The organism is Actinoplanes italicus, from assembly GCF_003001815.1.
Taxonomy (GTDB): domain Bacteria; phylum Actinomycetota; class Actinomycetes; order Mycobacteriales; family Micromonosporaceae; genus Actinoplanes; species Actinoplanes italicus.
This window is the reverse complement of record NZ_PVMZ01000011.1, coordinates 212,649-239,259: the sequence shown is the minus strand read 5'-3', so window position 1 is coordinate 239,259 and position 26,611 is coordinate 212,649. Positions and strand designations below refer to the sequence as shown.

Genomic DNA, 26,611 nt, shown 5'->3' with positions numbered 1-26,611 from the left:
GGTGGTGTGCGGCGCCTGGAGTGACCGGGACCGGCGCCGCACACCACGCTCTCAGTGGTTGGTGCCGTTCGGGCCGAACGCGGTGAAGAAGCGGTCGCGGAAGGCGTTCATCGGCCAGACCGGTGCGTCGGTGGCCGGCTTGAGGCTGTCGGTCCAGTTCCAGCTGGTGATGCGGTCGAGGACGGCCGGGTCCTTGGCGACGATGGTGACCGGCACGTCGTGGCTGGCGTTGTCGCCGGTGACCACGCTGGACGGCTGGTGGTCGCCGAGGTAGACGAGAACCAGGTTGTCGTCGCCGTACTTGGCGATCCAGTCGATCAGGGTGGTCAGGGTGTAGCGGATCGACTTGCCGTACTCGCGGCGCACCTTGCCGGCGCTGGTCCAGATGTCGGCCTTGTCGGCGCCGCCGGCGGCGATCGAGTTGTAGACCGAGCCGTCGCCGACCTGGTCCCAGTCCATGAACTCGGGGATGGGGGCCCACGGGGTGTGGCTGGAGATCAGCGGCATCTCGACCATGAGCGGCTGCCGTCCGGGCTTGGAGTACTCGAACTCGTTGAACTTCTTGAGGGTGTACTGGTCGGGCATCTGTGCCCAGCTGAACTTGGGGCCCTGGTACTCGAGGTTACGGGAGTCCCAGACGCGGTTGTATCCGTAGAAGGCGCCCTCCGGCCAGGCGCGGGTGGCGCCCGGCATGACGCTGACGGTGTCCCAGCCGGCCTTGCGCATGGCGCTGGTGACGGTGAGGCGGTCGCTGGCGGTCAGGTTGCGGTAGCGGGACTGGTTGTTGATCCACAGGCCGGACAGCAGGGTCGAGTGGGCCAGCCAGCTGTTGCCGCCGAACGTCGGTGAGGTGAGCCAGCCGCTGCGGGCGGCGAATCCGGCTTCCTTGAGCTTGGCGTCGCCGTCGGTCAGGACGGCGGTGGTGCCGGCCGTGAGGCTGGGCGCCTCGACGGCGTTGCGGCCGTAACTCTCCACGAAGGTGAAGATGACGTCCTTGCCGCGCAGGGCGGTGAGCAGCTGGTCGGCGGGGACGTCGGCGTACGGGTCGGCCTTGACCTCGTCGGCGAAGGCGGCCTCGTTGGCGATGCCGGTGCGGGCCTGCTTGGCGCGGTCCCAGGCGTAGGTGACCGAGGTGCGGGCCGCGACCGGGACGCCGGGGACGAGCTGGACGCCGAGGGCCAGGGTGAGCATCCAGACCGAGGCGATGCCGGTGGCCGTGAGGGCGGAGCGGCGGCGGTGGCGGGCCATCAGGGCGGCGAGCCGCAGGGTCGCCCAGATCACCAGGGCGACGGCGCCGAGCGCGGCGACGATGCCGCCGATGGCGGCTCCGTAGGCTCCGGCGGCTCCGTAGCTGTCGCGGATGAAGCTGAACGTGTCGTCGAACAGCTCCCAGTCGAGGACGACGTCGAACGGGCGGGCCAGGGTCTTGAACCAGCCCATGTCGAGGCTCTTCTGGATGAGCAGCCAGCCGAGTCCGGCGCCGAGGATGCTGCCGAGCACGATGCGGGGTCGGCGGGGCAGCAGGATCAGCACCAGGATGCCGACGGCGGCCTCGATCGGGATACGGGCGAAGTTGCCGAGGGTGAGCCGGCGGATCACGTTGGGGTAGAGCAGCGCGGCGAAGATGACCACGCCGGCCAGGACGTTGAGTCCCCGCGCCGTCCAGGGGGAGCGCACGAATCGGCGTACCCGCCCGGGGGTCTTTTCGTCCGGGGAATCGGCGACGGCCTCGGCAGTGTCCTCGGCTTTCTCTGTCGCGTCTTCCGCCACCGGCGGTGCGGCTTCGGAAGTGGACTCGGAGGGTTCCTCCGAGTCCGGGTTCTGCGGCGGGTCGGCGAGGTCTGTCGGCTGCACGTCATGGTGAACGCAGGGCGCGCCGGGATGGTTCAGCCGATGGTCGAGAAGTTGAGGTGTCCGAGGTCATAGGCTCTTGCCAATTTCCTATCGGAACTATAGGAATGGTGGAGAGGAGGAACCGCCCATGCGCCGCATCCGGCCCGCAGCCGCCGTCATCGCACTCACCCTCATCCTCACCACTGCCGCCTGTTCGTCCGGGTCGTCCGGGTCCACGGCGGGAGCCGAGGCCGGTCAGCCGGTCAGCGGCGGATCGCTGACCTGGGCCGTCGAGACGGAACCGATCACCTTCAACCCGCACCAGTACGCCCAGGCCAAGGCCCGGCTGCTGGTCTGGAACACCTTCGAGGCCCTGCTCACCCACGACAGCCGGGGCGGTCACCTGCCGTGGCTGTCCACCGGCCACGAGGTCTCGGCCGACGGCAAGATCTACACCTTCAAGCTGCGTACGGACGTGAGCTTCTCCGACGGCACGAAGTTCGACGCGGCAGCCGTCAAGGCGAACGTCGACCAGTTCCTCGTCGAGGGCTACAACCCGACCGTGCTCGCCGTCCAGCTGCGCAACCTCGATCGCGTCGAGGTGGTCGATCCGGCCACGGTCGCCTTCCACCTCAAGCAGCCCGACGTGCTGCTGCTCGACTTCCTGTCCTCGCCGCAGGGCGCGCAGGTGTCGCCGAAGTCGCTGAAGGAGGCGAAGAACCTCAAGGCCGGCGGCCCGGAACTGGCCGGAACCGGGCCGTTCATCCTGGACCGGTACACGGCCGGGCAGGAGGTGCACTTCACCAGGAACCCGGCGTACAACTGGGCACCGGCGAACGCGGGGCACACCGGTCCGGCCTACCTCGACGAGATCACCTATCGGTTCCTCAAGGAGTCTTCGGTACGCGTCGGGGCGCTGACCTCCGGCCAGGTCCAGGTGATCGAGGGCGTGCCGGCCACCGACGAGGCGCTGATCACCGCGAACAGGCAGCTCTCCCTGCAGCGCGGGCTCAACTCCGGTTCGGCGTACTCGTACTACCTCAACACCGCGCACGCCCCGTTCGACGACCTCAGGGTGCGTCAGGCGTTCCGCGAGGCCGTCGACGTCGAGGCGGTGCTCACCGGTGTCTACCGGGGCAGCGCCACCCGGGCGTGGAGCGTCATCGGGCCGACCAGCCCGTTCTACGACTCCACGCTCGAGAAGACCTACAGCGGTGACACGGCGAAGGCCAACCGTCTGCTCGACGAGGCCGGCTGGACGGCACGCGACGCCGAGGGCTTCCGGACCAAGGACGGAAAACGCCTGACGGTACGACTCGTGCAGTCCGCGCCGTTCGTCCGGGACCGCCGCGACGTGCTGGCCCAGGCCGTGCAGGCCGCGGTCAAGCAGAGCGCCGGCATCGACCTGAACGTGGCACTGGTCGACCAGGGCACCGCCACCAAGGCGCTCGCCGACGGTGAGTACGAGGTGTTCGACAACTCCCGCGCCGACACCGACGCCGGAGCGGCCCTCAACCTGCTGCTGCACTCCGGTGGGGCGATCAACCGTACCGGGCTGAAGGATCCGGCCCTCGACAAACTCCTCGAGGAGGGCCAGGCCAGTGGCGATCAGGCGAAACGCCTCGCCGCGTACCAGCAGGTGCAGAAGCTGGTCATCACCGATCAGGCGCTGATCCTTCCGCTGTACGCCCCGGCCGACCAGGTCGCGTCCGCCACCACGGTCGGCGGCCTGAGCTTCGAACCGACGGCCGGGGTCCCGGGCAGCGCATACAACGTGTGGCTGAGCAAGTGATCACGGCGATCGCGCGGCGGGTCGCCAGTGGGGCGATCGTGCTCTGGGCCGCTGCCACGGCGGCGTACCTCGCGCTGCTGGCCGCCCCCGGCGACATCGTCGACGCCATCATCGGCGACGGTGCCGACACTCCGCAGATCCGCTCCCAGATCATCGCCGAGTGGAACCTGGACCGTCCCGCGATCGTGCAGTACCTCGACTACCTGCTGCGCGCGGCCCAGGGTGACCTGGGCCGCTCCTACCTGCTGCAGCGCCCGGTCCGCGACGTCATCGGCGAGCAGATCCTGCCGACGCTGAAACTGGCCGTCGCCGCCGCCGTCTTCGGGGTGGTGCTGGCCCTGATCCTGGCCGTCACCACCCGGCACCGGTGGGTACGCCGGGTCAGCTCCACGGCCGAGCTGATCATCGTGTCCACCCCGCCGTTCCTGATCGGGATCGTGCTGCTCAGCGTGTTCTCGTTCCGGTTCGGCCTGTTCCCGGTCTCCGGTGACCGCGGCTGGGCGGGGCTGGTGCTGCCCGCCATCACGCTCGGCCTGCCGATCGCCGGAGTCCTGGCGCAGGTGCTGCGCGACGGTCTGGACCGGGCGCTGGACGAGCCGTTCGCGGTCACCGCCCGGGCCCGTGGTCTGAGGGAACGAGCGGTCCTGGTCCGCCACGCGCTGCGTCACGCCCTCATGCCGGCCGTCACCCTGCTGGGCTGGCTGTCCGGCGTGCTCATCGGCGGCGTGGTGATCATCGAGCAGGTCTTCGGCCGGCCCGGGCTCGGCCAGGTCACGCTCCAGGCCGTCGGCAACGGCGACATGCCCGTGGTGCTCGCCGTCGTCGTGTTCGCGGCCGCCGCGTTCGTCCTGATCAACACGGCGGCCGATCTCGCGTACCTGCTCATCGATCCGCGGCTGCGAAGGAGCTGAGCGATGTCCCTGGCGCTGCCCCGCCCGGCGACCCGCCGGTTGTCCCTGCGAATCCCACGACCCGGCCTGGCCCTCGCCGGCATCGTCCTCGGCCTCGCGGCCGCCGCGGTGCTCTGGCCGTCGGCGTTCGCCGGTGACCCGCTCGCCGCCGATCCGCTGCGCGTGCTGGAGGGCCCGTCGGCGGCGCACTGGTTCGGCACCGACCAGCTCGGCCGGGACGTCCTCGACCGGGTGGTGCACGGCGCCCGGCACTCCCTGAGCATCGGTGTGGCCGCCACCCTCATCGCGGTCGGCGCCGGGCTCCTGCTCGGCCTGCTCGCCGGGCTCACCCACCGGTTCGCCGACGAGGCGCTCAGCCGCACCTTCGACGCCCTGTCGGCGTTCCCGCTGGTGCTGCTCGCGCTGCTGTTCATCGCGATCGCCGGCACCGGGACGACCAGCCTGATCGTGGCGATCGGCATCGCCACCACACCGCACTACGCCCGGGTGGTGCGGGCGCAGACCCTCGTCGTGCGGCGGGCGCCGTACGTCACCCACGCCGTCGCGTTCGGAGCGTCGCGCACCCGCCTGGTGCTGCGGCACGTGCTGCCCAACGTGCTCGGCCCGATCCCGGTCCTGGCGATGATCGGGCTCGGCGAGGCGATCCTCATCGCGGCCGGTCTCAGCTTCCTCGGCCTCGGACCGCAGCCGCCGTCGCCGGAGTGGGGCGCGATGCTCTCCGAGGGCCGCGGCTACCTGCACATCGCCTGGTGGGCGTCGGTGCTGCCGGGCTGCGCCGTCACCGCCACCGTCATCTCTCTCACCGTGATCGGTCGGCATCTGCAGAACCGGTTCGAAGGGCGGATCCAGTGATCGAGGTCGAGAACCTGCGGGTCACCTTCACCGGGCGGCATCGGGTGGAGGCGGTACGCGGGGTCAGCTTCACGATCGGCGAGGGCGAGTGCGTCGCCATCGTCGGCGAGAGCGGGTCCGGCAAGAGCGTGACCGCCCGCAGCCTCGTCGGACTGGCCGGTCCGCACGCGCACGTCGAAGCCGGGACGTTCACCGTCGACGGCCGGGACGTGCGCGGGTTCGCCGCCCGCGACTGGCGGCGGCTGCGCGGCCGGTTCGCCGGGCTGATCCTGCAGGACGCCCTCGTCTCGCTGGACCCGCTGCGCACCGTCGGCGCCGAGATCGGCGAGGTACTGCAGACCCACGGCATCGGCGACCGCCGCGACCGGCCGCAGCGCATCCAGCGGCTGCTCACCGACGTGCACGTGCCCGAACCGGAACGGCGGGTCCGCCAGTATCCGCACCAGCTCTCCGGCGGGCTGCGGCAGCGGGCCCTGATCGCGTCGGCCATCGCCGGCGGGCCACGGCTGCTGATCGCCGACGAGCCGACCACCGCCCTCGACGCGACCGTGCAGGCGCAGATCCTCACCCTGCTCGCCGAGCGCCGCGCCACCGGCGAGACGCTGCTGCTGATCAGCCACGACCTGGCCGTGGTGTCGAAACTCGCCGACCGGGTGCTCGTCATGAAGGACGGCCGGATCGTCGAGAGCGGCGACACCCGCACCATCCTCGTGGGCGCGGCTCACCCGTACACGAAGGAACTGGTGGAAGCCGCGAGTGGAAGGCGGCGCGGGACCACCGCCGAACCGGGCGGCGTCGTGGCCGAGGCGACCGCGCTGCGCAAGGTCTACGGCGACCGGACCGTGGTACGCGACTTCGACCTCACCATCCGCCGCGGCGAGATCGTCGGGCTCGTCGGCGAGTCCGGCTCCGGCAAGACGACAGTGGCGCAGCTGCTGTTCGGGCTGACCGAGCCGACCTCCGGCCGGGTCCGGTTCGAGGGCGCCGACTTCAGCGGGGTACCCGAACGGGCCCGCCGCCCCATCCGGCGCCGCCTGCAGCTGATCGCGCAGGACCCGCTGTCGGCGTTCGACCCGCGCTGGACCGTGCGCCGCATCGTCGGCGAGGCCCTGCCGCGCGGCGGGAACCCCGAACCGGTCCTGGAACGCGTCGGTCTCGGCGCCGACGTGCTCGACCGCTACCCGCGGCAGTTGTCCGGCGGGCAGCGGCAGCGCGTCGCCGTGGCCCGGGCCATCGCGCCGCGACCGAGTCTGATCATCTGCGACGAGCCGGTGTCCGCGCTCGACGTGTCGGTGCAGGCGCAGGTCCTCGACCTGCTCGCGCAGATCCGCGAGGACGACGGGACCGCGCTGCTGTTCATCTCCCACGACCTCGGCGTGATCCGTGACCTGGCCGACCGGGTGCTGGTCATGCACGACGGCCGGGTCGTGGAGCAGGGACCGGTCAAGGCCGTGTTCGACCACGCCGGCCACGAGTACACCCGGGCACTGCTCGACGCGGTGCCCACATTGGAGGTTTCCCGATGACACTGCACCTCGGCGTCGCCCTGTCCGGGGACTCGTTCGCCGCCGACGACTGGATCCGCCAGGTCCGGGAGGCCGACGAGGCCGGACTCGACTTCGTCACCTTCGACGACACCTTCGGCCGGCACGGGCCGGACGCCGTCCAGGTCGCCGCCCGGGTCGCGCCGCTGACCCGGCACATCGGACTGATCCCGGTCGCCACCACCACCCACACCGAGCCGTTCCACCTCTCCACCGCCCTGGCGACCCTCGACTGGGTGAGCCGCGGGCGGGCCGGCTGGCAGGTCCGCGTCTCGGGCGACCCGGCCGAGGCGGCGCTGCTCGGCCGGCGCGCGCCGCTGCAGGTCGACGCGCTGATCGCCGAGGCGAGCGACGCGATCGAGGTGGTGCGGCGGCTCTGGGACAGCTGGGAGGACGACGCGATCATCTCCGACGTGGCGACCGGCCGGTACATCGACCGGGAGAAACTGCACTACATCGACTTCGCCGGCGAGCACTTCTCGGTCAAGGGCCCGTCGATCGTGCCGCGGCCGCCGCAGGGCCAGCCCGTGGTGGCGGCCCTCGCGCACGGCCCGCAGGTGTGGGACGCCCTCGACGCCGACGTCTTCTTCGTGACCCCGGCCGACGCTGACGACGCGGCCCGCAAGGTCCGCACGATCCTGCCGGAGAAGAAGATCTTCGCGGACATCAGGGTCGGCGGTCACATCCCCACCGACGCGGCGACCTTCAACGGCACCACGCTCCAGCTCGCCGACCTGATCCAGAACTGGTGGTCCGTCTCCGGCCTCGACGGTTTCCGGCTCCGCGTATCCGACATCTCCGATGTCTCGGACCTCGTGACCGAGCTGCGCCGGCGTGGCCTGTTCCAGACATCCCGCCACCGCACGCTCCGCGACCGGCTGGGCCTGCCGGTCGCGGTCAACCGTTACCAGGAGGCCGGCCGTGCCTAAACAGATCATCCTCGCCGCGCACTTTCCCGGCGTGAACAACACGACCGTCTGGAGCGACCCGCGCGCCGGCAGCCAGATCGAGTTCGACTCCTTCGAGTACCTGGCGAAGACCGCCGAACGCGGGAAGTTCGACTTCTTCTTCCTGGCCGAAGGGCTGCGGCTGCGCGAGCAGCGCGGGCTCATCCACGACCTGGACGTCGTCGGCCGGCCCGACACGCTGACGGTGCTGACCGCCCTGGCCGCCGTCACCACCCACCTCGGCCTGGCCGGGACGCTCAACGCCACCTACCACGAGCCCTACGAACTGGCCCGGCAGCTCGCCACCCTCGACCACCTGTCCGGCGGCCGCGCGGCGTGGAACGTGGTCACCTCACCCGGCGCGTTCTTCGGCGAGAACTTCCGGCGCGGCGGGTTCCTCGACCATGCGGACCGCTACGTCCGCGCCGGTGAGTTCATCGAGACGGCCCGGAAACTGTGGGACACCGACGGCGGCGAGTTCGCGATCAGGAACAGCCAGTTCGACATCAGGGGCCGCTTCGGGGTGCCGCGCAGCCCGCAGGGCCACCCGGTCATCCTCCAGGCCGGCGACTCCGACGGCGGTCGCGAGCTGGCGGCGAAGCACTCCGACGCGATCTTCTCGCGGCATCACCAGCTCGACGACGCACGGCAGTTCTACCGCAACATCAAGGACCGGCTTCCGGCGTACGGGCGGACCGAGGACAGCCTCAAGATCATCCCTGGGGTGTCCTACGTGCTCGGTGACAGTGACGCCGACGCGCAGGAGAAGGCGCACCACATCCGGCGTCAGCAGGTCAGCCCGCAGACCGCGATCCTGCTGCTGGAACAGCTGTGGAACACCGACCTGTCCGGCTACGACGCCGAGGGCCCGCTGCCGGACATCGACCCGGTGCTCGACGAGGACGACACGATCATCAAGGGCCGTGCCGGGATGTACCCGGACCGGCTGGCGACAGCCGCCGAGTGGAGGGCCCGGGCCGAGGCGAAGAACCTGTCGATCCGGGACCTGATCATCGAGGTGACCGGGCGGCAGAACTTCATCGGCACCGCATCGAGGATTGCCGAGCAGCTCAACGAGTACGTCCAGACGGACGCCTGTGACGGGTTCATCCTCGTCTCGCACCTGACCCCGTCCGGGCTGGACGACTTCGTGGACCAGGTGGTCCCGCTGCTGCAGGAACGCGGCGTGTTCCGGACCGAGTATTCCGGCACCACCCTGCGCGGGCACCTGGGGCTGGCATGAAGTTCCTGCTGCTCAGCCTGATCACGTACATCGACCGGTCGAAGACCCCCGAACAGCGGCTGCGTGAGGTCGTCGACGCGGCCGTGCTCGGCGAGGAACTCGGGTTCGACGGTTTCGCGGTGGGGGAGCGGCACGAGCGGCCGTTCCTGTCGTCGTCGCCGCCGGTCGTGCTCAGCCACATCGCGGCCAAGACCTCGCGCATCGAGCTGTGGACCGGCGTGACGACGCTCAGCCTGCTCGACCCGGTCCGCGCGTTCGAGGACTACGCCACCCTCGACAACCTGTCCGGCGGGCGACTGCAACTGATCATCGGCAAGGGCAACGGCTCCGCCCAGGCCCAGCTGTTCCACGTGACCGTCGACGACCAGTGGGACCGGCTGCGGGAGAGCTACGACCTGTTCCGGCGGCTGTGGCGCGAGGAGAAGGTCACCTGGGAGGGCAAGTACCGGCCGTCGCTCACCGACGCCGAGACCTGGCCGCGGCCGCTGCAGAACCCGATCACCGTCTGGCACGGCAGCGCCACCAGCAAGGCCTCGGTAGACCTGGCCGCCTCCTACGGCGATCCGCTGTTCTCCGCCAACGTCACCAACCCCATTCAGCCGTACGCCGAGCTCATCGACTACTACCGCGAACGCTGGGCCCACCACGGCCATGATCCGGCGGAGATCCGGATCGGCGCCGGCAGTGCCGGGTTCTACGCCGCCCGTACGACTCAGGAGGCTCTCTCGGTTTATCGGCCCGTCTATGAGGCTCGTCTCGAGGCGTTCCGCAGGGTCGGCGTGGAACCGGTCTTCCCGACGCTCGAGGACGCCGTGGAACGCAGCTCGATCCTGGTCGGCAGCCCCCAGCAGATCATCGACAAGGTGCACCGCTACCACGAACGCTTCGGCCACGAGGTCACCCACCTCAGCGCCGACACCGAAGGACTCGGCGAGAAGGAGAACCGGCGCAGCCTGGAACTGTTCGCCGCCGAGATCGCACCCGTGTTACGCCGGCTGAAAGGGCGGTAGTCATGCCCGTACCCCTCTCCATCCTCGATCTCGCCCCTCTCGTCTCCGGCGGTGACGTGGCGGACGCCCTGCGCCGCACCCTCGATCTGGCCCGGAGGGCCGAGCAGTTCGGCTATCACCGCTACTGGGTGGCCGAGCACCACTTCACCCCCGGCGTCGCCAGCTCCCAGCCGGCGCTGCTGCTCGGGCAGATCGCCGCCGTCACCGACCACATCCGGCTCGGGTCCGGCGCCGTGCAGACCGGCTTCCAGACCGGGCTGTCCATCGTGGAGCAGTTCGGGCTGCTCGACGCCCTCTACCCGGGCCGGTTCGACCTCGGCCTGGGCCGTTCCGGGCAAGCCAAGAAGGAGGCTCAGCGGCTGATCGCCGAGGAGAAGCCGCAGGAGGAACGGGTCGTCGACGGCCTGCTCATCCCGAAGCCGTTCTCGTGGGCGCCGATCTTCGCCTCCCAGCGGACCGCCCTGGCCGGCAGCTTCCTGACCCAGCCCGGCGCGGAGCCGCTCGGCCTCAACGAGGTCCTCGACCAGATCTCCGCCCTGCTCGCTGGTCCGGTCGTCGACGACGAGGGCAACGAGGTGACCGCCACCCCCGGCGCCGGCGCCGACCTCGAGGTGTGGCTGCTCGGCAGCTCCGGCGGCGAGAGCGCACGTACCGCCGGCGCCCGCGGCCTGCCGTTCGCGGCCAACTACCACGTCGCCCCCGCGAAGGTTCTGGAGGCCGCCGAGGCGTATCGCGAATCGTTCGTCCCCTCCGCGACCCGCAGCCGGCCGCATCTGATGGTGTCGGCCGACGTGCTGGTCGCCGAGGACGACGCGACCGCCCACCGGCTCGCCGGGCCGTTCGCCGTCTGGGTCCACAGCATCCGCACGGGCCTCGGTGCCGTCCCGTTCCCGAGCATCGAGGAGGCCGCCGCGTTCGAGTGGACCGACGAGCGCCACGCGCTGGTCGCCGACCGGGTCGCCACCCAGTTCGTCGGATCGCCGCAGACGGTCGCCGAGAAGCTGCGGACACTGCAGCGGGTCACCGGCGCCGACGAACTGCTGGTCACCACGATCGCTCATGATCACACCGATCGGGTACGGTCGTACGAGCTGCTCGCCAAGGAGTGGTCCCCCTAGGGCACGTGACCGACGGGGTCGGCTTCCATCGGCGATCATCTATGGCAGACTTCTGGCATGGATAGCCGGCCACCGTCGATCAGCCGTCCGATGCGTAACCTCCTCGCGGGGTTCTACACGTCGTTGCTCGGCTCCCAGATGGTGCCGGTCGCGCTGGCCTTCGCCGTCCTCGCCAGCGGCCATGGTGTCTCCGGTCTCGGCCTGGTCCTCGGCGCGAGCCGCCTGCCGACCGTCGTGTTCATCCTCGTCGGCGGCGTGCTGGCCGACCGGCTGTCACGCCGGAGCCTGATGCTGATGAGCGACGGCATCCGGGCCGTCAGCCAGGCGGCACTGGCGATCTGGTGGTTCACCGGGCACGTGCCGCTGGTAGCGCTGATGTTCTTCGCCGCCGTCGAGGGCCTCGGCACCGCCTTCTTCCGGCCCGCCCTCAGCGGCTTCATCCCGTCGCTGAACGAGCCCGCCAGCCTGCAGCGGGCCAACGCGCTGATCTCCTTCGGCCGGTCGATCGGCAGTCTCGCCGGGCCGGCCGCCGGTGGTCTGCTGGTGGCCGCGTTCAACCCCGGCATCGTGTTCGTCATCGACGCCGCGTCGTACCTCATCAGCGTCCTGTTCCTGCTCGCCGTACCCCGCGACACCGCCGCGTTCCGTGCCGAACCGACCCGGGTGCTCGCCGACCTGCGTGAGGGCTGGAGCGAGTTCCGATCCCGCCGCTGGCTGTGGGCCGGCGTCCTGGAGAGCAGCGTGGTCCACCTGGCCGGCCTGTCGGCCTACCTGGTGCTCGGGCCACAGATAGCCGCCGACAGCCTCGGCGGCGCCCGCGGCTGGGGCTTCACCCTCGCAGGCTTCGGAGCCGGCGCGGCCGTCGGCGGCCTGCTGATGGTGCGATTCACCCCCCGGCGGCCCCTGGTACTCGCCATGATCGGATCGCTCGCCTTCGCGGCGGCGCTGCTGCCCCTGGCCCTGTCGGCCCCACTGGCGGTCGTCGTGGCGGGCGCGTTCATCGCAGGCTCCGGCCTGGGCGTCTACAGCACCCTGTGGGAGACCACCCTGCAGAGCCGCATCCCCCGCGAAATGCTGTCCCGGGTCAGCGCCTACGACTGGTTCGGCTCCCTCATCACCCTGCCGCTCGGCTACGTTCTGGTCGGATTCGCGGCCCCGATACTCGGCGCCGAGACATTCCTGATGATCGGAGCGGCCGTGGCGGTCACCGCAAGCACCGCCGTGATCGCATTGCCTGATGTGCGCGCCCTGACCAGCGACCATGCCCCATCCCGCCACAGCGTCCCTTGAGCCGCTCTTCCGGCCGCCGCCTGGCTCCGCTTCGCCCCTCCGGTCCTTCCGGCTACCGCCCCGTCCGTTCGGCGATCGTCCTGTCTCTCCGGCCTTGATATTGCCCTTCCGGCCCGCGCATGGTTTTCTGACCGCCGCCTCGTCCTTTCCGGGCGTCGCTTCACCCTCCACCGCCAAGTCGCTCTTGATCACCGCACCGGTTGTCAATCGCCGCAGCCCTCTGACCTCCGCAGCCTTCTGACCTCCGCAGCCCTCTGACCACCGCAACCTTTCGACCTCCGCAGCCTTCTGACCTCCGCAGCCCTCTGACCACCGCAACCTTTCGACCACCGCAGCCTTGGCCACCGCATCGGCCTTCCTGACCGCAGCCTTGTCCCCATGCGATCGCCGCGCCGTTCTGACCGCAGCCTTGTCTCCGTCTGATCGCCGCGCCGTTCTGATCGCAGCCTTGTCTCCGTAGCCTTGTCTCCTTCTGATCGCCACACCGTTCCCGACCGCAGTGTTCGGAGGTTCCGATGGCCCGTCGATGGATCCGGCCGCGCCGCTGGTCGCCGCCGGCACTCGCTCCCGGCGAGCCGGCCGCGCCCCTGCGCGTGCTGTACACCCTGCCGACCGGCGGGCACGGACCCGAGGACGTCGTGTTCGACGCGGACGGCCGGATGATCACCGGCCTCGCCGACGGCCGGATCGTGCGAATCGACCCGGCGAACGGCGACCGGACGGTGCTGGCCGAAACCGGCGGACGCCCTCTCGGCCTGCACCCCGGCGCCGACGGCGGCGTGCTGGTCTGCGACCACGATCGCGGACTGCTGAGGGTCGCCACTGACGGCACCGTGGAGGTGTTGGTGGACACCGTGGACGGCGAGCCGCTCACCTTCGCCAGCAACGTGGTCGAGGCCCCCGACGGTACGATCTATTTCACGTCGTCGACCACCCGCTGGAACCTCGACGACCACCTGGGCGACGTGTTCGAGCACTCCTGCACCGGCCGCCTGCTGCAACGAGACCCGTCCGGCGCCGTGACCGTGTTGCTGGACGGGTTGAAGTTCGCCAACGGCCTGGTCCTGGCAGCGGACGGATTGAGCCTGCTGGTGGCGGAGACGGCCGGATACCGGATCCAGAGGTACCTGCTGGACGGCCCCCGCGCCGGCACGACAGAAATGCTGGTCGAGAACCTGCCAGGCTTCCCCGACAACCTGTGGCTGGGCAGCGACGGCTTGATCTGGGCCGGAATCGCGGCACCCCGGGACCGGCTGCTGGACCGTCTGCTCCCACTACCGGGCTTCCTACGGCTCCTGGTGTGGAACCTGCCCGTGGCGTTCCGCCCCGGAGCAGTGCCGATAGCCTGGGTGATGGCCTTCGACCCCACAGGTCGGATCGTGCACGACCTACGTTCTTCGGACGGCTCCTACGGCTTCGTGACATCGGCCGCCGAACACAACGGAACCCTCGTAGCCGGAAGCCTCACCCGCGACGACATCGCCATCCTCGCCACCCCGTAACCGCTGACCGGCGGCCGACCCGTGCCGGCCGACGCGATTCCACGCCATACCGCCCAGCCTGACCGCCGGGACGACGCACCTCCTGCCGCGCCGGTCGTCCAACCCGGTCCCCTGAAGGGCGGGAACCCGACGCGCCCGAAAACAGGGATCCCCCGGCCTGGGGATACCGGTGTACCTCGTCGCCTCGCACGTCGGGCTGACCGAGGAGGCGGACGGGTGGTTCCGCAATTGGCGGGCCCGGTGGAGAAATTCGAGGCAGTGCATGTCGCCCGGTGTCGCGGGTGTCGCTCGGCAAGGTCTGGCTTCTCGCCCGGGTCGGCGAAGGTATTGGTTGGCGGAGGGCGACCGGCTTGGCGGACGTCTCTCAGCCTTGGTCCGGTGGAGGTCTGGCGTGGCGGACAGCCCAGTGGCGGGCGTCGCGGGTTGGCGGGATGCTGTCGGGCTTGCTGGGGAGTGGTCGAGCTTGCCGGGATGTCGCCCGGCTTGGTGAGACGTCGCCTGGCTTGGTGAGACATCGCCCGGCTTGCTGGGATGTCGCCTGGCTTGGTGAGACGTCGCCTGGCTTGGTGAGACATCGCCTGGCTTGCTGGGATGTCGCCTGGCTTGGTGAGACGTCGCCGGGATGTCGCCTGGCTTGGTGAGACGTCGCCGGCTTGCCGGGATGTCGCCTGGCTTGGTGAGACGTCGACGGGCTTGTGGAAGGCGCCGGCCCGGTGAGTGTCGCCCGGCACTGGCGGGAAGGTGCTCGCTTTTCCGCCAGCCGTATCGAAACGGCAGCTCCCAGCAAATGCTGATTCTGAATTCTTCCGCGCAGCCCCGACCAGGCCAGGAACGCCTTTCTGGTTGGACTGGTCCCGTTCGAACCGGAAAGCGGAAAGTATTAAACAGAAGTCGGTTGTGTTTTCGGTGACCATCGCCGGGTGACCGCAATCGGCGCGGGCGGGAAGGAAAGCACCGAAATCCATTACCGTGACCTCCGTCCTGCGAAGACCACCCCCATTCAACAATATTCCACAGTGCACCGGGCGAGACGCGGACGGCATCGCTGGCCCGGCGCAACGCTCAGGTCGCCGAATCGCAAGCAGCGACCGCTGCGCCCAGCGAAATGGTGCACCCCGCGTGATCGAACTCGGTGCCACCGGATCAACCGGTCGTACCGCGATCCGTGGCCGCCGGAATAGTCCACCCGGTGCTACCTCCGCCGAGCTGACTGCTTGCACTGCACAAGGTGCTGCCAACGTTGCCGAGGCAGCGGGTCGTGCCGCCGAGTATCGATCCGGCGAAGACGAGGCCGAAGCGAGAGCCGAGGGCCTGGCGGAGGCGAGGGCCGAGGGCGTGGCGGAGGCGAGGGCCGAGGGCGTGGCGGAGGCGAGGGCCGAGGGCGTGGCGGAGGCGAGGGCCGAGGGCGTGGCGGAGGTGGGGGCCGAGGGTGTGGCGGAGGTGGGGGCCGAGGGTGTGGCGGAGGTGGGGGCCGAGGGTGTGGCGGAGGTGGGGGTCGAGGGCGTGGGTGAAGGGGAGGCGGAGGGTGTGGCGGAGGCGAGGGCCGAGGGCGTGGGTGAAGCCGTGGTCGAAGCGGAGGCCGAGGGAATGGCGGAGGCCGAAGGCGGGGCTGAGGTGCGGGTCGAGGACGTGGCTGAGGCGGCGGCCGACACCGATGGAGTCGACGGCTCCACAGCGGAGGATGTCCCCGCGGGGCGCGAGGGAGAGAGCGGAACGATCAGCAGGGCCGCGGGAGCCGGATCGGACGGGGACGGGGCGGAGCCACACCCGGCCTCGCGGTTCCGGCGCAGTTTCTCGGCATGCCGCCGGCGCAATCCCCAGAACCGGCGCCGCTCGTGCTCACGGCGGAATTCATCCCGGCTCGCAGAGTAATTCCGCGACGCGGTCCGATCGCGCATCGCGGCTGTTTCCGCGCGACTGAACAATGAAGCCTGCCCCATACATAAATTGTTCCGGACCCCGATCAAGAACTGTAAGCACTTGATCATGCCAAATCCCCGGACCGAGACGATGAACACAGTGGGCAAGCGTCAGAGAAAGCGAAGAGTGAACCGTGTCGGTGGAACATCTCATGGCCCCGGCGACGTACCCCGGGCCGATGTCGATGACCTCACGCCGCGAGTGAGCAGGCCGCCGGTCCCGCGTGGCGGGTCGTTGACCGTGGCGCCGGCCGCGGGACCCGGGGAGACGTCGTGTCGGGACGCTCCGGCCGTACCCGATCCGGGTGAATTTGATCTTTGTTGGTGTGGTGGGGTGGCTTGCTGATCACCATCGGGAGGTGGAGATCCGGCAGCTCAGCTATGTCGAGGCGGTGGCTCGCTACGGCGGGTTCACCCGCGCGGCCGAGCGGCTGCATGTGGCGCAGTCGGCGGTGTCGTCGCAAGTGCGGGCTCTCGAGGTGGAGCTCGGGGTGACGCTGTTCGCGCGGACCACCCGCAAGGTCGCGCTCACCCCGGCGGGGGAGATGTTCGTGGCCCGGGCGCGGCGGATCCTGGCCGAGCTCGACGGGGCCCGCGGTGAGATGACCGAGATCACCGCGGTGGTCAGCGGGCGGGTGCTGATCGGTGCCACGGCCGCGCTGGGGCCGTACGACCTGGCCGGTGCGCTGGCGAAGTTCCGTGACCGGCATCCGCAGATCGCGGTACGGCTGCGTTCCGGGCGGATCACCGGGCTGCTCGGCGCCTGCGACAACGGTGAGCTCGACCTGGTGGTCGGGCCGATGTACGCCGATCTGCCGCCCCGTTTCGACGCGGTGCCGCTCGCCGACGAGCGGCTGCTGCTGGCCCTGCCGCCGGGGCACGCGCTGGCCCACGGCGGCCGGCTGACACTGGGAGAGGTACGCGATGAGCCGTTCGTCAGCATGCCGCCCGGGAGTGGGCTGCGCTGGATCCTGGAGGACGCGGCCCGGTCCGCCGGATTCCTGCCGCGCGTGTATTTCGAGACGCACAGCCTTGCCGGGGTCCGCGAGCTGGTCGGAGCCGGTCTGGGGGTGGGCCTGCTGTCCCGGACGGTGGCCGCGGAGGCCGGACCGGTGATCGCGGTACGTCAGTTGCATCCTCCGCCGGCGCACCCGCCGATCGGGGTGATGCACCAGCGGAACCGGCCGTTGAGTGTGGCCGCCCAGTCGCTGCGGCACCATCTGGTCGAGGTCGCGGGCCGGGACCTGCCCGGATCGGCGGAGCGCGAGGCCCGCGACGAGATGGAGGCGCTCGCCGCGGCGAACGAGGAGATCCCGGTCGCCGCCGCCGAGGAGAGCCCCGGCGAGGAGAGCCCCGGCGGGGAGAATCCGGTCAGAGCCGCCGATAGGCTGTGAAGTCGGTCCGTTTCCGCAGCAGGAACCCGATCGACTCGTACAGCCGGATGGCGGTCACGTTGCCGGCCGACGTGTGCAGGAACGGGGTCTCCCCGCGCTCCCGGATTCCGGCCGCGACCGCCCTGATCAGGTACGTGGCCAGGCCCTTCTTCCGATGTGCCGGGTCGGTGCAGACCGCGCTGATCTCGGTCCACCCGGCCGGGTGCAGCCGCTCGCCGGCCATCGCGACCAACCGGCCGTCCGCCGAGCGCAGTCCCAGGTAGGTGCCGAGCTCGACGGTCCGCCGGCGGAACGGGCCGGGCTGGGTGCGGTCGATCAGGTCGAGGATCTCCGGTACGTCGGCGGCGCCGAGCCGGACGGCGTCCGGAGCCGGGGCCGGCCGCAGTGAGACGTCGACCAGCTGGACACCGGCGACGCTGCCGTCGACCTGCCAGCCCGGATGGGCGGCCGCGCCCGCCCCGGCGATCGTCACCGCGGTCCCGGGCGCGACCAGTGCGGTCAGATCGGCCCAGGCCCGCGGATCGGACGGGTCGGCCAGGGCGTGGAACGGGGCGACCTCGTGGTCGTACCGTGCCGCCTGCCCGTGCACCACCGCGAAACCTGAGTGCGCACCGATGAGGGAGCTCCACGCCGGGTTGTCCAGGACCGCGGCCGGGGCGAGCGCGCGGGTCACTTGCCCTCGATCGGCAGGCCCGGCGGGTTGACCTCGGCCTTCGTGACGCCTTCGTTCTTGAGGTTCCAGCGCTCGAGGATGCGAGCGTAGTCACCGGAGGCGATGAGCTTGTCGAGCGCCGCGGCGTACGCCTTGACCAGGCCGTTGTCCTTCTTGGTGGTCAGTGCGATAAGGCCCTGGAGGTCCTTGCCGGCGCCGGAGTAGGTGCCGACGATCTCGGTCTGGCCGGTGGTCGCGACGTGGTAGGCGGCCGACGGGTTCGGGCCGAGGTGGATGTCGATCTGACCGGAGCCGAGCGCCAGATAGACGGCCTGGTTGGTCTGGTAGTACTTGATGTCGACCGCGGGCAGGCCCGCCTTCTTCACCTCTTCGGCCCACTCGACCAGGATCTTCTCCTGGTTGGTGCCGGAGCTCACCGAGACCTTCTTGCCGGCGATGTCCTTCGGCTCGGTGATCTTGAGGCCGGAGCCCTTCTTCGCCAGCCACGCCAGGTTGTCCAGGCGGTAGGTGACGAAGTCGTACTTGAGCTTGCGCTCCTCGGTGACGGTGATGTTCGACGCGCCGAGCTGGAACTTGCCGCTGTCCAGGCCGATGAACAGGTTCTCCCAGGAGGTGTTCTCCAGGACCGGTTCGAGGCCCAGGGTGCTGGCGATCGCGACGGCGATGTCGGGCTCGTTGCCGATCAGCGTCTTGTTGTCGGTGGCGGCGAAGGCGAGCGGCGGGAAGCCGGACCCGGCCGCGCCGACGCCGATGATCAGCTTGCCGGACGCCTTGACGTCGGCCGGCAGCAGCGCGGCGGCGGCCTCGTCCTTCGGCGGCTTGATCCGGTTCTGCTCCGGCCCGGTGTTGAGGCTGGGCGCGGCCGCGGCGGAGGCGTTTCCGGCCGCCGCGGCCGGCACCGGCGCTTTCTCCTCCGGTGCGGCGCAGGCGGTCAGGCTCAGGGCCACCGCCGCAAGACCGACTATCCATTTCGTACGCATGAATGCTCCTGTTTCTCGGAAAGTGGGAGATGAAGAATCCGGGTGCCGGAACGCCTAGACGAGGACTTTGGAGAGGAAGGCGCGGGTCCGCTCGTGCTGGGGGTTGTCGAGCACCTGGTCGGGGCGGCCCCGCTCGACGATGCGGCCGTCGTCCATGAACACGACCGTGTCGGCGGCCTCCCGCGCGAAACCGATCTCGTGCGTGACCACGATCATCGTGGTGCCGCGGGCGGCCAGATCGCGCAGCACGTCCAGGACCTCGCCGACGAGTTCCGGGTCGAGCGCGGAGGTGGGCTCGTCGAAGAGGATCAGTTTCGGGTCCAGTGCCAGTGCCCGGGCGATGGCCACCCGCTGCTGCTGGCCCCCGGAGAGCTGACGCGGGTACGCCCCGGCGCGGTCCCAGAGGTCCACCAGCTCCAGCAGCTCATGGGCCTTCTCGTACGCCTGGCTCGTGGTTCTGCGCAGCGCCGAGATCTGCGCCTCGGCCACGTTTTGCAGGGCCGTGAGGTGTGGGAACAGGTTGAAGTTCTGGAAGACGAAGCCGATCCTGGCGCGCTGCTTGAGGATCTGCCGCTCGCTGAGTTCATGCAGCCGGTTGCCGTTCTGCCGGTAGCCGATCAGCTCGCCATCGACCCGTACCGTGCCGCGGTCGACCTTCTCCAGGTGGTTGATGCAGCGCAGCAGGGTCGACTTGCCCGAGCCGGACGGGCCGAGGATCACGGTGACCGTGCCGGCCTTCGCCGACAGGTCGACGCCGCGCAGTACCTCGATGCTGCCGAACGACTTGTGCACACCGGTCAGTTCGATCATCGCTTGATCGCCGCCTTCAGCTTCTGGAACGGGGTGGGCGGCAGGTTGCGGACCGCGCCGCGGGCGAAGTGCCGCTCGGTGTAGTACTGCAGGACCGAGAGCAGGGCGGTGAGGATCACGTACCAGACGGTCGCGACCATCAGCAGCGGCACGACCCGCCCGTTGCGGCCGTAGATCACCTGCACCTGGTAGAACAGCTCACCGATCGCCAGGATGTACACGATGGACGTGCTCTTGAGTAGGTTGACCAGCAGGTTCGCGGCGTTCGGCAGGATCGCGCGCATCGCCTGGGGCAGCACGATCCGATAGAACTGCCGCCACTTCGGGATGCCGAGCGCGGCCGCGGCCTCGTGCTGGCCGGAGTCGACCGAGAGCAGGCCGGCCCGGATGATCTCGCCGGCGTAGGCGGCCTCGTGCAGCGCGAGGCCGAGGACCGCCGCGCCGAACGAGCTGATCAGGTTGACGGTCGGGAACGAGAAGCCCGGCCCGAACGGGATGCCGACCTGCAGCGTCTCGTAGAGGTATCCCAGGTTGGCCCAGAACAGCAGCTGCACCAGCAGTGGCACGGACCGGAACACCCAGATGTAGGCCCAGCTCACCACGGACAGCACCGGGTTGGACGACAGCCGCATCGCGGCGAGCGGGATGCCACCGAGGAAGCCGAGGACCGCGCCGGCGAAAGTCAGCTCGAGGGTGAGCAGCAGCGACTCGACGACGGTCTTCTCCAGGAAGTAGCCGAAGAACGTCTCCCAGTCCCAGCCGGGGTTGGTGACCAGTCCATGCGTGAACTGCGCGAGCAGCACCAGCACGAGCGCGGTCGCGGCCCACCGCCACGGGTGTCGGGCGGGAACGACGACGAGTTCGTCGCCGGCGGCGGTCCGCTGCCGCGGCGGGGTGAGGACGCTCATGCCGATGACGCTAGGCAGCAGCACCCATCTCCCTCAAGTCCTATCAGAAATATATGTTTTACGAAGTTGTTGCACGTGGGACGGATATTGCCTCTAACTCCATAGATGAGGTAGGAAATATCCCGTGACCACCACCACCCTTGCTCCCGCCCCACCTGCATCGCCGGTGGAGAGGGCGGCGCTCGCGCCCGCCGGCGGCCTCCGTCGCCGGCTGACGCTGCGTCTCCTCGCCCTGGTCGCGCTCTACCTTCTGTGGGAGGTGACGGCGCGGGTCATGAACAACCCGACCTTCATCCCCTCGCCCGGCGCGGTCTGGGATCAGCTGATCACCACTTCGACGACCCATGACGGCGTACGGGGATACAGCGGCCACCTGCTCATCGAGCACCTGGGCGTCTCGCTGCGGCGGATCGTCATCGGCTCGGCCATCGGCGTGGCCGGCGGTCTGCTGATCGGTGTGCTCCTCGGCACCGTCGGCTGGCTGCGGGTCGTCGCCGAGCCGGTCGTCACGTTCGTCCGCGCGCTGCCGCCGCTCGCGTACTTCAGCCTGTTCATCATCTGGTTCGGCATCGACGAGACCCCGAAGCTGTGGCTGCTGTCGATCGCCGCCCTGCCCCCGGTCGCGGTGGCCACCGCCGCCGCCGTCCACGGCGCACCGACCGGCCTGGTCGAGGCGGCCCGCGCGCTCGGCGCAGGACGCTGGCAGACCATCCGCGACGTGGTGCTGCCCAACGCCCTGCCGGAGATCATGACCGGCATCCGGCTGGCGGTCGGCGTCGCGTACTCCTCGGTGGTCGCCGCCGAGACCATCAACGGCGTCCCCGGCATCGGCGGCATGATCCGCGACGCCCAGCGCTACTCACAGACCGACGTGGTCGTCCTCGGCCTCTTCGCCATCGGCCTCTCCGGCCTGCTCATCGATGCTCTGCTGCGGATCAGCGAAGAACGCCTGATCCCGTGGCGGGGCCGCGCATAGATAGGGAATCGTTCCAGTGAAGAAGTTCCTCGCTGTTTTGTCCGGCGCGACCGCCGCTCTGCTGCTGGCCGCGTGCGGCAACGGGGCCGCCAGCGGCGGAGGCGACCCGGAGGAGAAGTCGATCCGGATCGCGTACCAGGCGTTCCCGTCCGGTGACCTGATCGTCAAGAACCAGGGGCTGCTCGAGAAGGCGCTGCCCGACTACAAGATCACGTGGACGAAGTTCGACTCCGGCGCCAGCATCAACACCGCGTTCGTCGCCAAGAGCCTCGACATCGCGGCGATCGGCTCCAGCCCGGTGGCCCGTGGCCTGTCCGCCCCGCTGAACATCCCCTACCAGGTCGCGTTCGTTCTCGACGTGGCCGGTGACAACGAGGCGCTGGTCGCCCGCAACGGCAGCAACGTCACCGACGTGGCCTCGCTGCGCGGCAAGAAGGTCGCCACCCCGTTCGCCTCCACCGCCCACTACAGCCTGCTCGCGGCGCTGGACAAAGCCGGGGTCAAGGAGTCCGAGCTGACCATCGTGGACCTCGAGCCGCAGGACATCCTGGCCGCCTGGACCCGCGGTGACATCGACGCCGCGTACAGCTGGCTGCCGTCGCTCGACGAGCTGAAGAAGACCGGCAAGGTCCTGATCACCAGCCGCGAGCTGGCCGCCGGTGGCAAGCCGACCCTCGATCTGGGTGTCGTCTCCACCGCGTTCGTCACCGCGCACCCGGAGGCCGTCGACGCGTGGCGCAAGGCCGAGGCCCAGGCTCTCGACATCATCGCCAGCGACCCGGACGCGGCCGCCAAGGCCGTCGGCGCCGAGCTGAACCTGTCCGCCGACGAGGCCAAGGCGCAGCTGTCCCAGGGCGTGTTCCTCAAGCCGGCCGACCTGTCGTCGCCGGAGTGGCTGGGCACCGAGGGCGCGCCCGGCAAGCTGGCCGACAACCTGGTCAGCGCCGCCGAGTTCCTCAAGTCGCAGCAGAAGATCGACGCCGTGCCCTCGCTGGCCGACGTGCAGAAGGCGATCTACGTGAAGGGGCTCCCGGGTGTCCTCGGCTGACGCGATCGTCGTCGACGGCGTCTCGCACTCCTACGGGGACGTCACCGCGGTCGGGCCGATCGACCTGACCGTCCCGGCGGGGGAGTTCCTGGTCCTGGTCGGCGCGTCCGGCTGCGGCAAGAGCACGCTGCTGCGCCTGATCGCCGGGTTCGAGCAGCCCACGAACGGGACCGTGCTGACCGACGGCACGGCTCCCGTTCCGGGACGCGGGGCCGGGCTGGTCTTCCAGCAGCCGCGGCTGTTCCCGTGGAAGACCGTCGGCGGCAACGTGGCGCTGGCGCTGAAGTACGCGGGCCAGCCCGCCGGGGCCGAGCGGGTCGACGAGCTGCTCGCGAAGGTGGGTCTGCACGACGTCGCCAAGCGGCGCACGTGGCAGATCTCCGGCGGTCAGCAGCAGCGGGTGGCCATCGCCCGGGCGCTGGCCGTCGAGAACCCCCTGCTGCTGCTCGACGAGCCGTTCGCCGCCCTGGACGCGCTCACGCGCGAGAAACTGCAGGACGATCTGCGGCGGGTCAGTGTCGAGACCGGACGCACCAGCGTCTTCGTCACGCACAGCGTCGACGAGGCGGTGTTCCTCGGCAGCCGGGTGGTGGTCCTGACACCACGGCCGGGGCGGATCGCCCTGGACCTGCGGATCGACCTGCCGCGCACCGGTATCGCCGCCGACGAGCTGCGGGGCCTGCCGGAGTTCGCCGCTCTGCGGGCCGAGATCGGCCACGCCATCCGAGACCGCGTGACCACCTGACCCCCGATCCCGCGTGGTGATGTATGGCTCGCCAGTGGGCGCAGTTCACCACGCGGGAGGGCGGGGGCGGTTGCGTGGTGATGTGTGGCTCGCTGGTGGGCGTAAGTCACCACGCAGTTGGGTGGCGGCGGTTGCGTGGTGACTTACGGCTCGCGGGTGGGTGCAGGTCACCACGCAGTTGGGTGGCGGCGGTTGCGTGGTGACCTGCGGCTCGCGGAGGGTGCAGGTCACCACGCGGGGTCAGGCCTTCTTCACGACGACCTTCTTGCCGGACGCCTTCACCGTGTAGGCGACCGACTGCTTCGTCCACGGGTTGGTCGCGTGTACCCGTACGCCCGAAGTGATGTTCTTGACCTTGACCACCGCCGCCCCGGCGGACTTGTTGGCCGCCGCGGCCTCCTTGCCGACCAGCTTGCGCAGCGTCGCGACCTTGATCTTGCCGCCCTTGGCGGCCTTGCGGGTGGCGGCGGCACCGTCGGTCGCGGCGTACTTCACGCTCGAGGCCATGTTGAGGTACGCGATACCGGTCGTCAGCGTCTTCGCGTCGATCGTCTCACCGGCCACGGGCACCGGGACGTCCTGCTCGCCGTAGTTGTAGTCGATCTCCATCGACACGGTCAGGCCGTCGTCGGTCAGGGACGACTCGGCCGCGGTCAGCACCGCCGAACCGTCGGCGTGCAGCGTCACGTCGCCCACCGTCGGGTCACTGAACCGGTAGTCGGTCGTGCCGTCCTCGTGCACCGTCCTCGTCCCGGCGGCGATCGTCGGCGCGGCCAGCTCCACCGGGCCGGGCGCAGCCTTGTCGAGCGTGACCGACTTGTCAGCCTCGAAGACGTACTGGACCGCGGGCCGTCCCATCATCTTCAGCGCGGACCGGCTCATGCCGTCCCCGACCGGGTCGTAGATGCCGGCGCCCTGCTTGAGGACCGACCGGGACTCGGGGCTCCCGGTGATCGCGAACGTCGAGTCCGCCACCCAGCGGACCCGGTCCATCCGCAGTCGCTGCCAGCCGGTGAGGCTGCTGCCGCCGGCCGAGATGCTGAAGCCGCCCTGCGCGGCCCAGCCCTTGGCGCCCGCCGCGACGGTCGCCTCGGTGACGGTCGCGATCGCGGCCTTCATCTCGGCGGCGGTGAGCTCGGTCGTCGTCTCGGCGGCGAGGGCGGTGCCCGGTGAGGCGAGAGTGGCGGCCGGTGAGGCGAGGGTGGCGGCCGGGGTGGACGGTGTGGCGAGGGCGGCGCCCGGCGCGACGAGGAGTCCGGCCGCGACCGTGGCGGCGGCGAGCAGGATCGCGGGGCGGGACAGAACTGGCATGCGGGACCTCGGAGATCGCGGGGAAGTGGCGCCGCACAGATCGGTCGCCGGTCCCGCCGCATAAGGTCTTCGGGCCGGTCAGGCTCCCGGGCCGTCGACCGCCGCGATCACGTCGGCCAGGCTGACCACCTGGTCCGCGGGTGGCGCCTGCACCGGTGGGAACGTGGCGCCGAAGCCGGACAGCGTGACCGAACTCGCGTCCAGACCCCATCGGAGGGGATACGGCTCGCCCGTCGTCGCGACGATGAGGCTGCCGTCGGCGGTGCCCAGGGTGAACGCCGGCCGGCCGTCGACCTCGGTCTGGGCCCCCATGGTGACCTCCTCGATCGCGTCGAGGTCCGCGACGAGATCGGCCCGGTCGAACCTGGCGCCGAAGGAGTCACCACCGGCCTGCGTCTCGATCCAGTTGTCGCCCGCGCGCTCGAGCATGTTCGACTTCTGCTCGGCCGTGACGGACTCGAGCAGCTGGTCCCACATCTTCTCATCGGGGCGCATGTAGTGCCGGCCGTCCACGGCGAGGATCTCCGCGGTGCCGTCCAGCGCCCGGAGCCGTCCGATGAAGTCGTCGCCGGTGGCCTGGTACTCGGCGCAGGCCCGGGGTCCCTCGGTGCCGCGGCAGCCGTCGAAGCGGTACGAGCCGGCGCTCGCGAACGCGGCCCGCGTGCGGCTGAGGATCTCCGCGGCCCCGAGTGTCTCGATGCCGTTGCCGGACGGCGCCGGTGGTGTGGGGCCCGCCGGCGCGGGGTCCGCCGGCCGGCACGCGGTGAGCAGCAGGACGGTCAGGGTCAGTGCGGCCGTACGCGATCTCGTCGTCATCTCGTCCTCGTGTCGGCCGGCGATCCGGAGCGGTCAGACTTTACCGGCCGGACACCCATCGTCCGGTGTGGACCTTCATGCTGGACGGCGTATGCTCGTCGCCGACAGTGACGCCGCCCGACGGGAGCCGCCATGACCGACAGCGACGCCGCCAAACTGGACACCAGCGTGCCGCATTCGGCACGAGTGTGGAACTACTGGCTGGGCGGCAAGGACAATTTCCCGGTGGACCGGGCGGTCGGCGACGACTTCGCGAACCTCTACCCGGACATCGAGGTGGTGGCGCGGCACTCGCGGGCGTTCCTCAAGCGGGCCGTCACCTTCCTGGTGAAAGACGCGGGCATCCGGCAGTTCCTGGACATCGGAACCGGCATGCCGACGGCCGAGAACACCCACCAGGTGGCGCAGGCCGCGGCCGCCGAGGCGCGGATCGTCTACGTCGACAACGACCCGCTGGTGCTGGCGCACGCGCGGGCGCTGCTCACCAGCACGCCCGAGGGCAGGACCGAGTACATCGACGCCAACCTGCACGAGCCCGCGGCGATCATCGCGGCGGCGCGCAACACGCTCGACCTGGACCAGCCGGTCGGCCTGATCCTGATGAACATTCTCGGTCACGTGCCCGACATCGAGCAGGCGGTCGGCATCGTCCGCGCGCTGCTCGCCGAGCTGCCCTCGGGCAGCTACTTCATCACCGCCGACGGCACCAACGTGATCGACGGGCCGGCGTTCGAGGAGGCGATCGGCGTGTGGAACGCGAACGCCCCGCTCAGCTATCACCTGCGCCACCCCGACCAGATTGCCCGCTTCCTCGACGGCCTCGAGGTGCTCGAGCCCGGCCTGGTGCCGTGCTCGAAGTGGCGCCCGTCGCCGGACGCCGACGGCGAGGACCTGCGCGAGGTCGACGAGTACGGAGCGGTGGCCCGCAAGCCGTAAGACCGACCGGCTGTGTCTCACCGTTGTCTCAGCGGCGCCGAGACAACGGTGAG

General features: G+C 70.3%; 22 protein-coding genes. 15 read left to right on the top strand and 7 right to left on the bottom strand.

Annotated features, from left to right (window positions below; translation table 11 throughout):
- Positions 1 to 51 precede the first annotated feature (51 nt).
- A complete protein-coding gene (locus tag CLV67_RS26670) occupies positions 52 to 1,854 on the bottom strand; it encodes a sulfatase-like hydrolase/transferase (RefSeq protein ID WP_239166525.1) in 1,803 nt (600 codons plus the stop codon).
- 127 nt (positions 1,855 to 1,981) lie between these two features.
- Here CLV67_RS26670 and CLV67_RS26665 point away from each other — a divergent pair, with 127 nt between their 5' ends.
- The 11 genes from CLV67_RS26665 to CLV67_RS26605 all read left to right on the top strand — a co-directional run bounded on the left by CLV67_RS26665 (position 1,982) and on the right by CLV67_RS26605 (position 17,355).
- Positions 1,982 to 3,625: an ABC transporter substrate-binding protein gene (locus CLV67_RS26665; protein WP_106323036.1), complete on the top strand. Its 1,644-nt coding sequence runs from the start codon at positions 1,982 to 1,984 to the stop codon at positions 3,623 to 3,625.
- A complete protein-coding gene (locus CLV67_RS26660) occupies positions 3,610 to 4,536 on the top strand; it encodes an ABC transporter permease (RefSeq protein ID WP_239166526.1) in 927 nt (308 codons plus the stop codon). Before CLV67_RS26665 ends, CLV67_RS26660 begins: the two co-directional genes overlap by 16 nt.
- A 3-nt stretch (positions 4,537 to 4,539) precedes the next feature.
- A complete protein-coding gene (locus tag CLV67_RS26655) occupies positions 4,540 to 5,388 on the top strand; it encodes an ABC transporter permease (RefSeq protein WP_106323034.1) in 849 nt (282 codons plus the stop codon).
- Positions 5,385 to 6,914, top strand: a complete 1,530-nt coding sequence (nikE, locus tag CLV67_RS26650) for a nickel ABC transporter ATP-binding protein NikE (RefSeq protein ID WP_106323032.1) — start codon at positions 5,385 to 5,387, stop codon at positions 6,912 to 6,914. The genes CLV67_RS26655 and nikE overlap by 4 nt, the downstream gene beginning before the upstream one ends.
- Positions 6,911 to 7,861: an LLM class flavin-dependent oxidoreductase gene (locus CLV67_RS26645; protein WP_106323030.1), complete on the top strand. Its 951-nt coding sequence runs from the start codon at positions 6,911 to 6,913 to the stop codon at positions 7,859 to 7,861. Before nikE ends, CLV67_RS26645 begins: the two co-directional genes overlap by 4 nt.
- Entirely contained in the window at positions 7,854 to 9,122 is a 1,269-nt protein-coding gene (locus CLV67_RS26640) for an LLM class flavin-dependent oxidoreductase (RefSeq protein ID WP_106323028.1), read from the top strand. The genes CLV67_RS26645 and CLV67_RS26640 overlap by 8 nt, the downstream gene beginning before the upstream one ends.
- Positions 9,119 to 10,132, top strand: a complete 1,014-nt coding sequence (locus tag CLV67_RS26635; RefSeq protein ID WP_106323026.1) for an LLM class flavin-dependent oxidoreductase — start codon at positions 9,119 to 9,121, stop codon at positions 10,130 to 10,132. The genes CLV67_RS26640 and CLV67_RS26635 overlap by 4 nt, the downstream gene beginning before the upstream one ends.
- Before the next feature lie 2 nt (positions 10,133 to 10,134).
- Entirely contained in the window at positions 10,135 to 11,250 is a 1,116-nt protein-coding gene (locus CLV67_RS26630; protein WP_106323024.1) for an LLM class flavin-dependent oxidoreductase, read from the top strand.
- 57 nt (positions 11,251 to 11,307) lie between these two features.
- Positions 11,308 to 12,540, top strand: coding sequence for an MFS transporter (locus CLV67_RS26625; RefSeq protein WP_106323022.1), 1,233 nt, complete (start codon positions 11,308 to 11,310; stop codon positions 12,538 to 12,540).
- A 515-nt stretch (positions 12,541 to 13,055) separates the two neighbouring features.
- A complete protein-coding gene (locus CLV67_RS26620; protein ID WP_106323020.1) occupies positions 13,056 to 14,042 on the top strand; it encodes an SMP-30/gluconolactonase/LRE family protein in 987 nt (328 codons plus the stop codon).
- A gap of 2,278 nt (positions 14,043 to 16,320) precedes the next feature.
- Complete coding sequence (locus CLV67_RS26605; RefSeq protein ID WP_203737276.1) at positions 16,321 to 17,355, top strand: LysR family transcriptional regulator; 1,035 nt, start codon at positions 16,321 to 16,323, stop codon at positions 17,353 to 17,355.
- Here the strand turns inward: CLV67_RS26605 and CLV67_RS26600 are convergent.
- The 4 genes from CLV67_RS26600 to CLV67_RS26585 are packed head-to-tail and all read right to left on the bottom strand — an operon-like array spanning position 17,333 to position 20,726.
- Positions 17,333 to 18,028 carry a GNAT family N-acetyltransferase gene (locus CLV67_RS26600; RefSeq protein ID WP_106323015.1) on the bottom strand — a complete coding sequence of 232 codons (696 nt, stop codon included), beginning with the start codon at positions 18,026 to 18,028 and terminating at the stop codon, positions 17,333 to 17,335. The two genes, CLV67_RS26605 and CLV67_RS26600, sit on opposite strands and share 23 nt — an antisense overlap.
- Positions 18,025 to 19,008, bottom strand: coding sequence for an ABC transporter substrate-binding protein (locus CLV67_RS26595; protein WP_106323013.1), 984 nt, complete (start codon positions 19,006 to 19,008; stop codon positions 18,025 to 18,027). Before CLV67_RS26595 ends, CLV67_RS26600 begins: the two co-directional genes overlap by 4 nt.
- A gap of 54 nt (positions 19,009 to 19,062) precedes the next feature.
- Positions 19,063 to 19,818, bottom strand: a complete 756-nt coding sequence (locus CLV67_RS26590) for an amino acid ABC transporter ATP-binding protein (RefSeq protein ID WP_106323011.1) — start codon at positions 19,816 to 19,818, stop codon at positions 19,063 to 19,065.
- On the bottom strand, positions 19,815 to 20,726 hold the full coding sequence (locus CLV67_RS26585; protein ID WP_106323009.1) for an amino acid ABC transporter permease: 912 nt from the start codon (positions 20,724 to 20,726) through the stop codon (positions 19,815 to 19,817). The genes CLV67_RS26590 and CLV67_RS26585 overlap by 4 nt, the downstream gene beginning before the upstream one ends.
- A gap of 124 nt (positions 20,727 to 20,850) precedes the next feature.
- Here CLV67_RS26585 and CLV67_RS26580 point away from each other — a divergent pair, with 124 nt between their 5' ends.
- Genes CLV67_RS26580 through CLV67_RS26570 form a run of 3 tightly spaced genes read left to right on the top strand, consistent with a single transcriptional unit; the run spans position 20,851 to position 23,495 of the window.
- The gene (locus tag CLV67_RS26580; protein ID WP_203737278.1) at positions 20,851 to 21,702 is read left to right on the top strand and encodes an ABC transporter permease; all 852 of its coding nucleotides are present in this window, start codon (positions 20,851 to 20,853) and stop codon (positions 21,700 to 21,702) included.
- 16 nt (positions 21,703 to 21,718) lie between these two features.
- Positions 21,719 to 22,750, top strand: coding sequence for a taurine ABC transporter substrate-binding protein (locus CLV67_RS26575; protein ID WP_106323007.1), 1,032 nt, complete (start codon positions 21,719 to 21,721; stop codon positions 22,748 to 22,750).
- The gene (locus tag CLV67_RS26570; protein ID WP_106323005.1) at positions 22,737 to 23,495 is read left to right on the top strand and encodes an ABC transporter ATP-binding protein; all 759 of its coding nucleotides are present in this window, start codon (positions 22,737 to 22,739) and stop codon (positions 23,493 to 23,495) included. The genes CLV67_RS26575 and CLV67_RS26570 overlap by 14 nt, the downstream gene beginning before the upstream one ends.
- 240 nt (positions 23,496 to 23,735) lie before the next feature.
- Here the strand turns inward: CLV67_RS26570 and CLV67_RS26565 are convergent, their stop codons facing one another.
- Positions 23,736 to 24,806: a hypothetical protein gene (locus tag CLV67_RS26565; RefSeq protein WP_106323003.1), complete on the bottom strand. Its 1,071-nt coding sequence runs from the start codon at positions 24,804 to 24,806 to the stop codon at positions 23,736 to 23,738.
- 78 nt (positions 24,807 to 24,884) lie between these two features.
- Positions 24,885 to 25,622: a hypothetical protein gene (locus CLV67_RS26560; RefSeq protein ID WP_106323002.1), complete on the bottom strand. Its 738-nt coding sequence runs from the start codon at positions 25,620 to 25,622 to the stop codon at positions 24,885 to 24,887.
- A 132-nt stretch (positions 25,623 to 25,754) separates the two neighbouring features.
- On the opposite strand from CLV67_RS26560, the gene CLV67_RS26555 reads away from it, so the two are divergent.
- Positions 25,755 to 26,558, top strand: coding sequence for an SAM-dependent methyltransferase (locus tag CLV67_RS26555; RefSeq protein WP_106323000.1), 804 nt, complete (start codon positions 25,755 to 25,757; stop codon positions 26,556 to 26,558).
- Positions 26,559 to 26,611 lie beyond the last annotated feature (53 nt).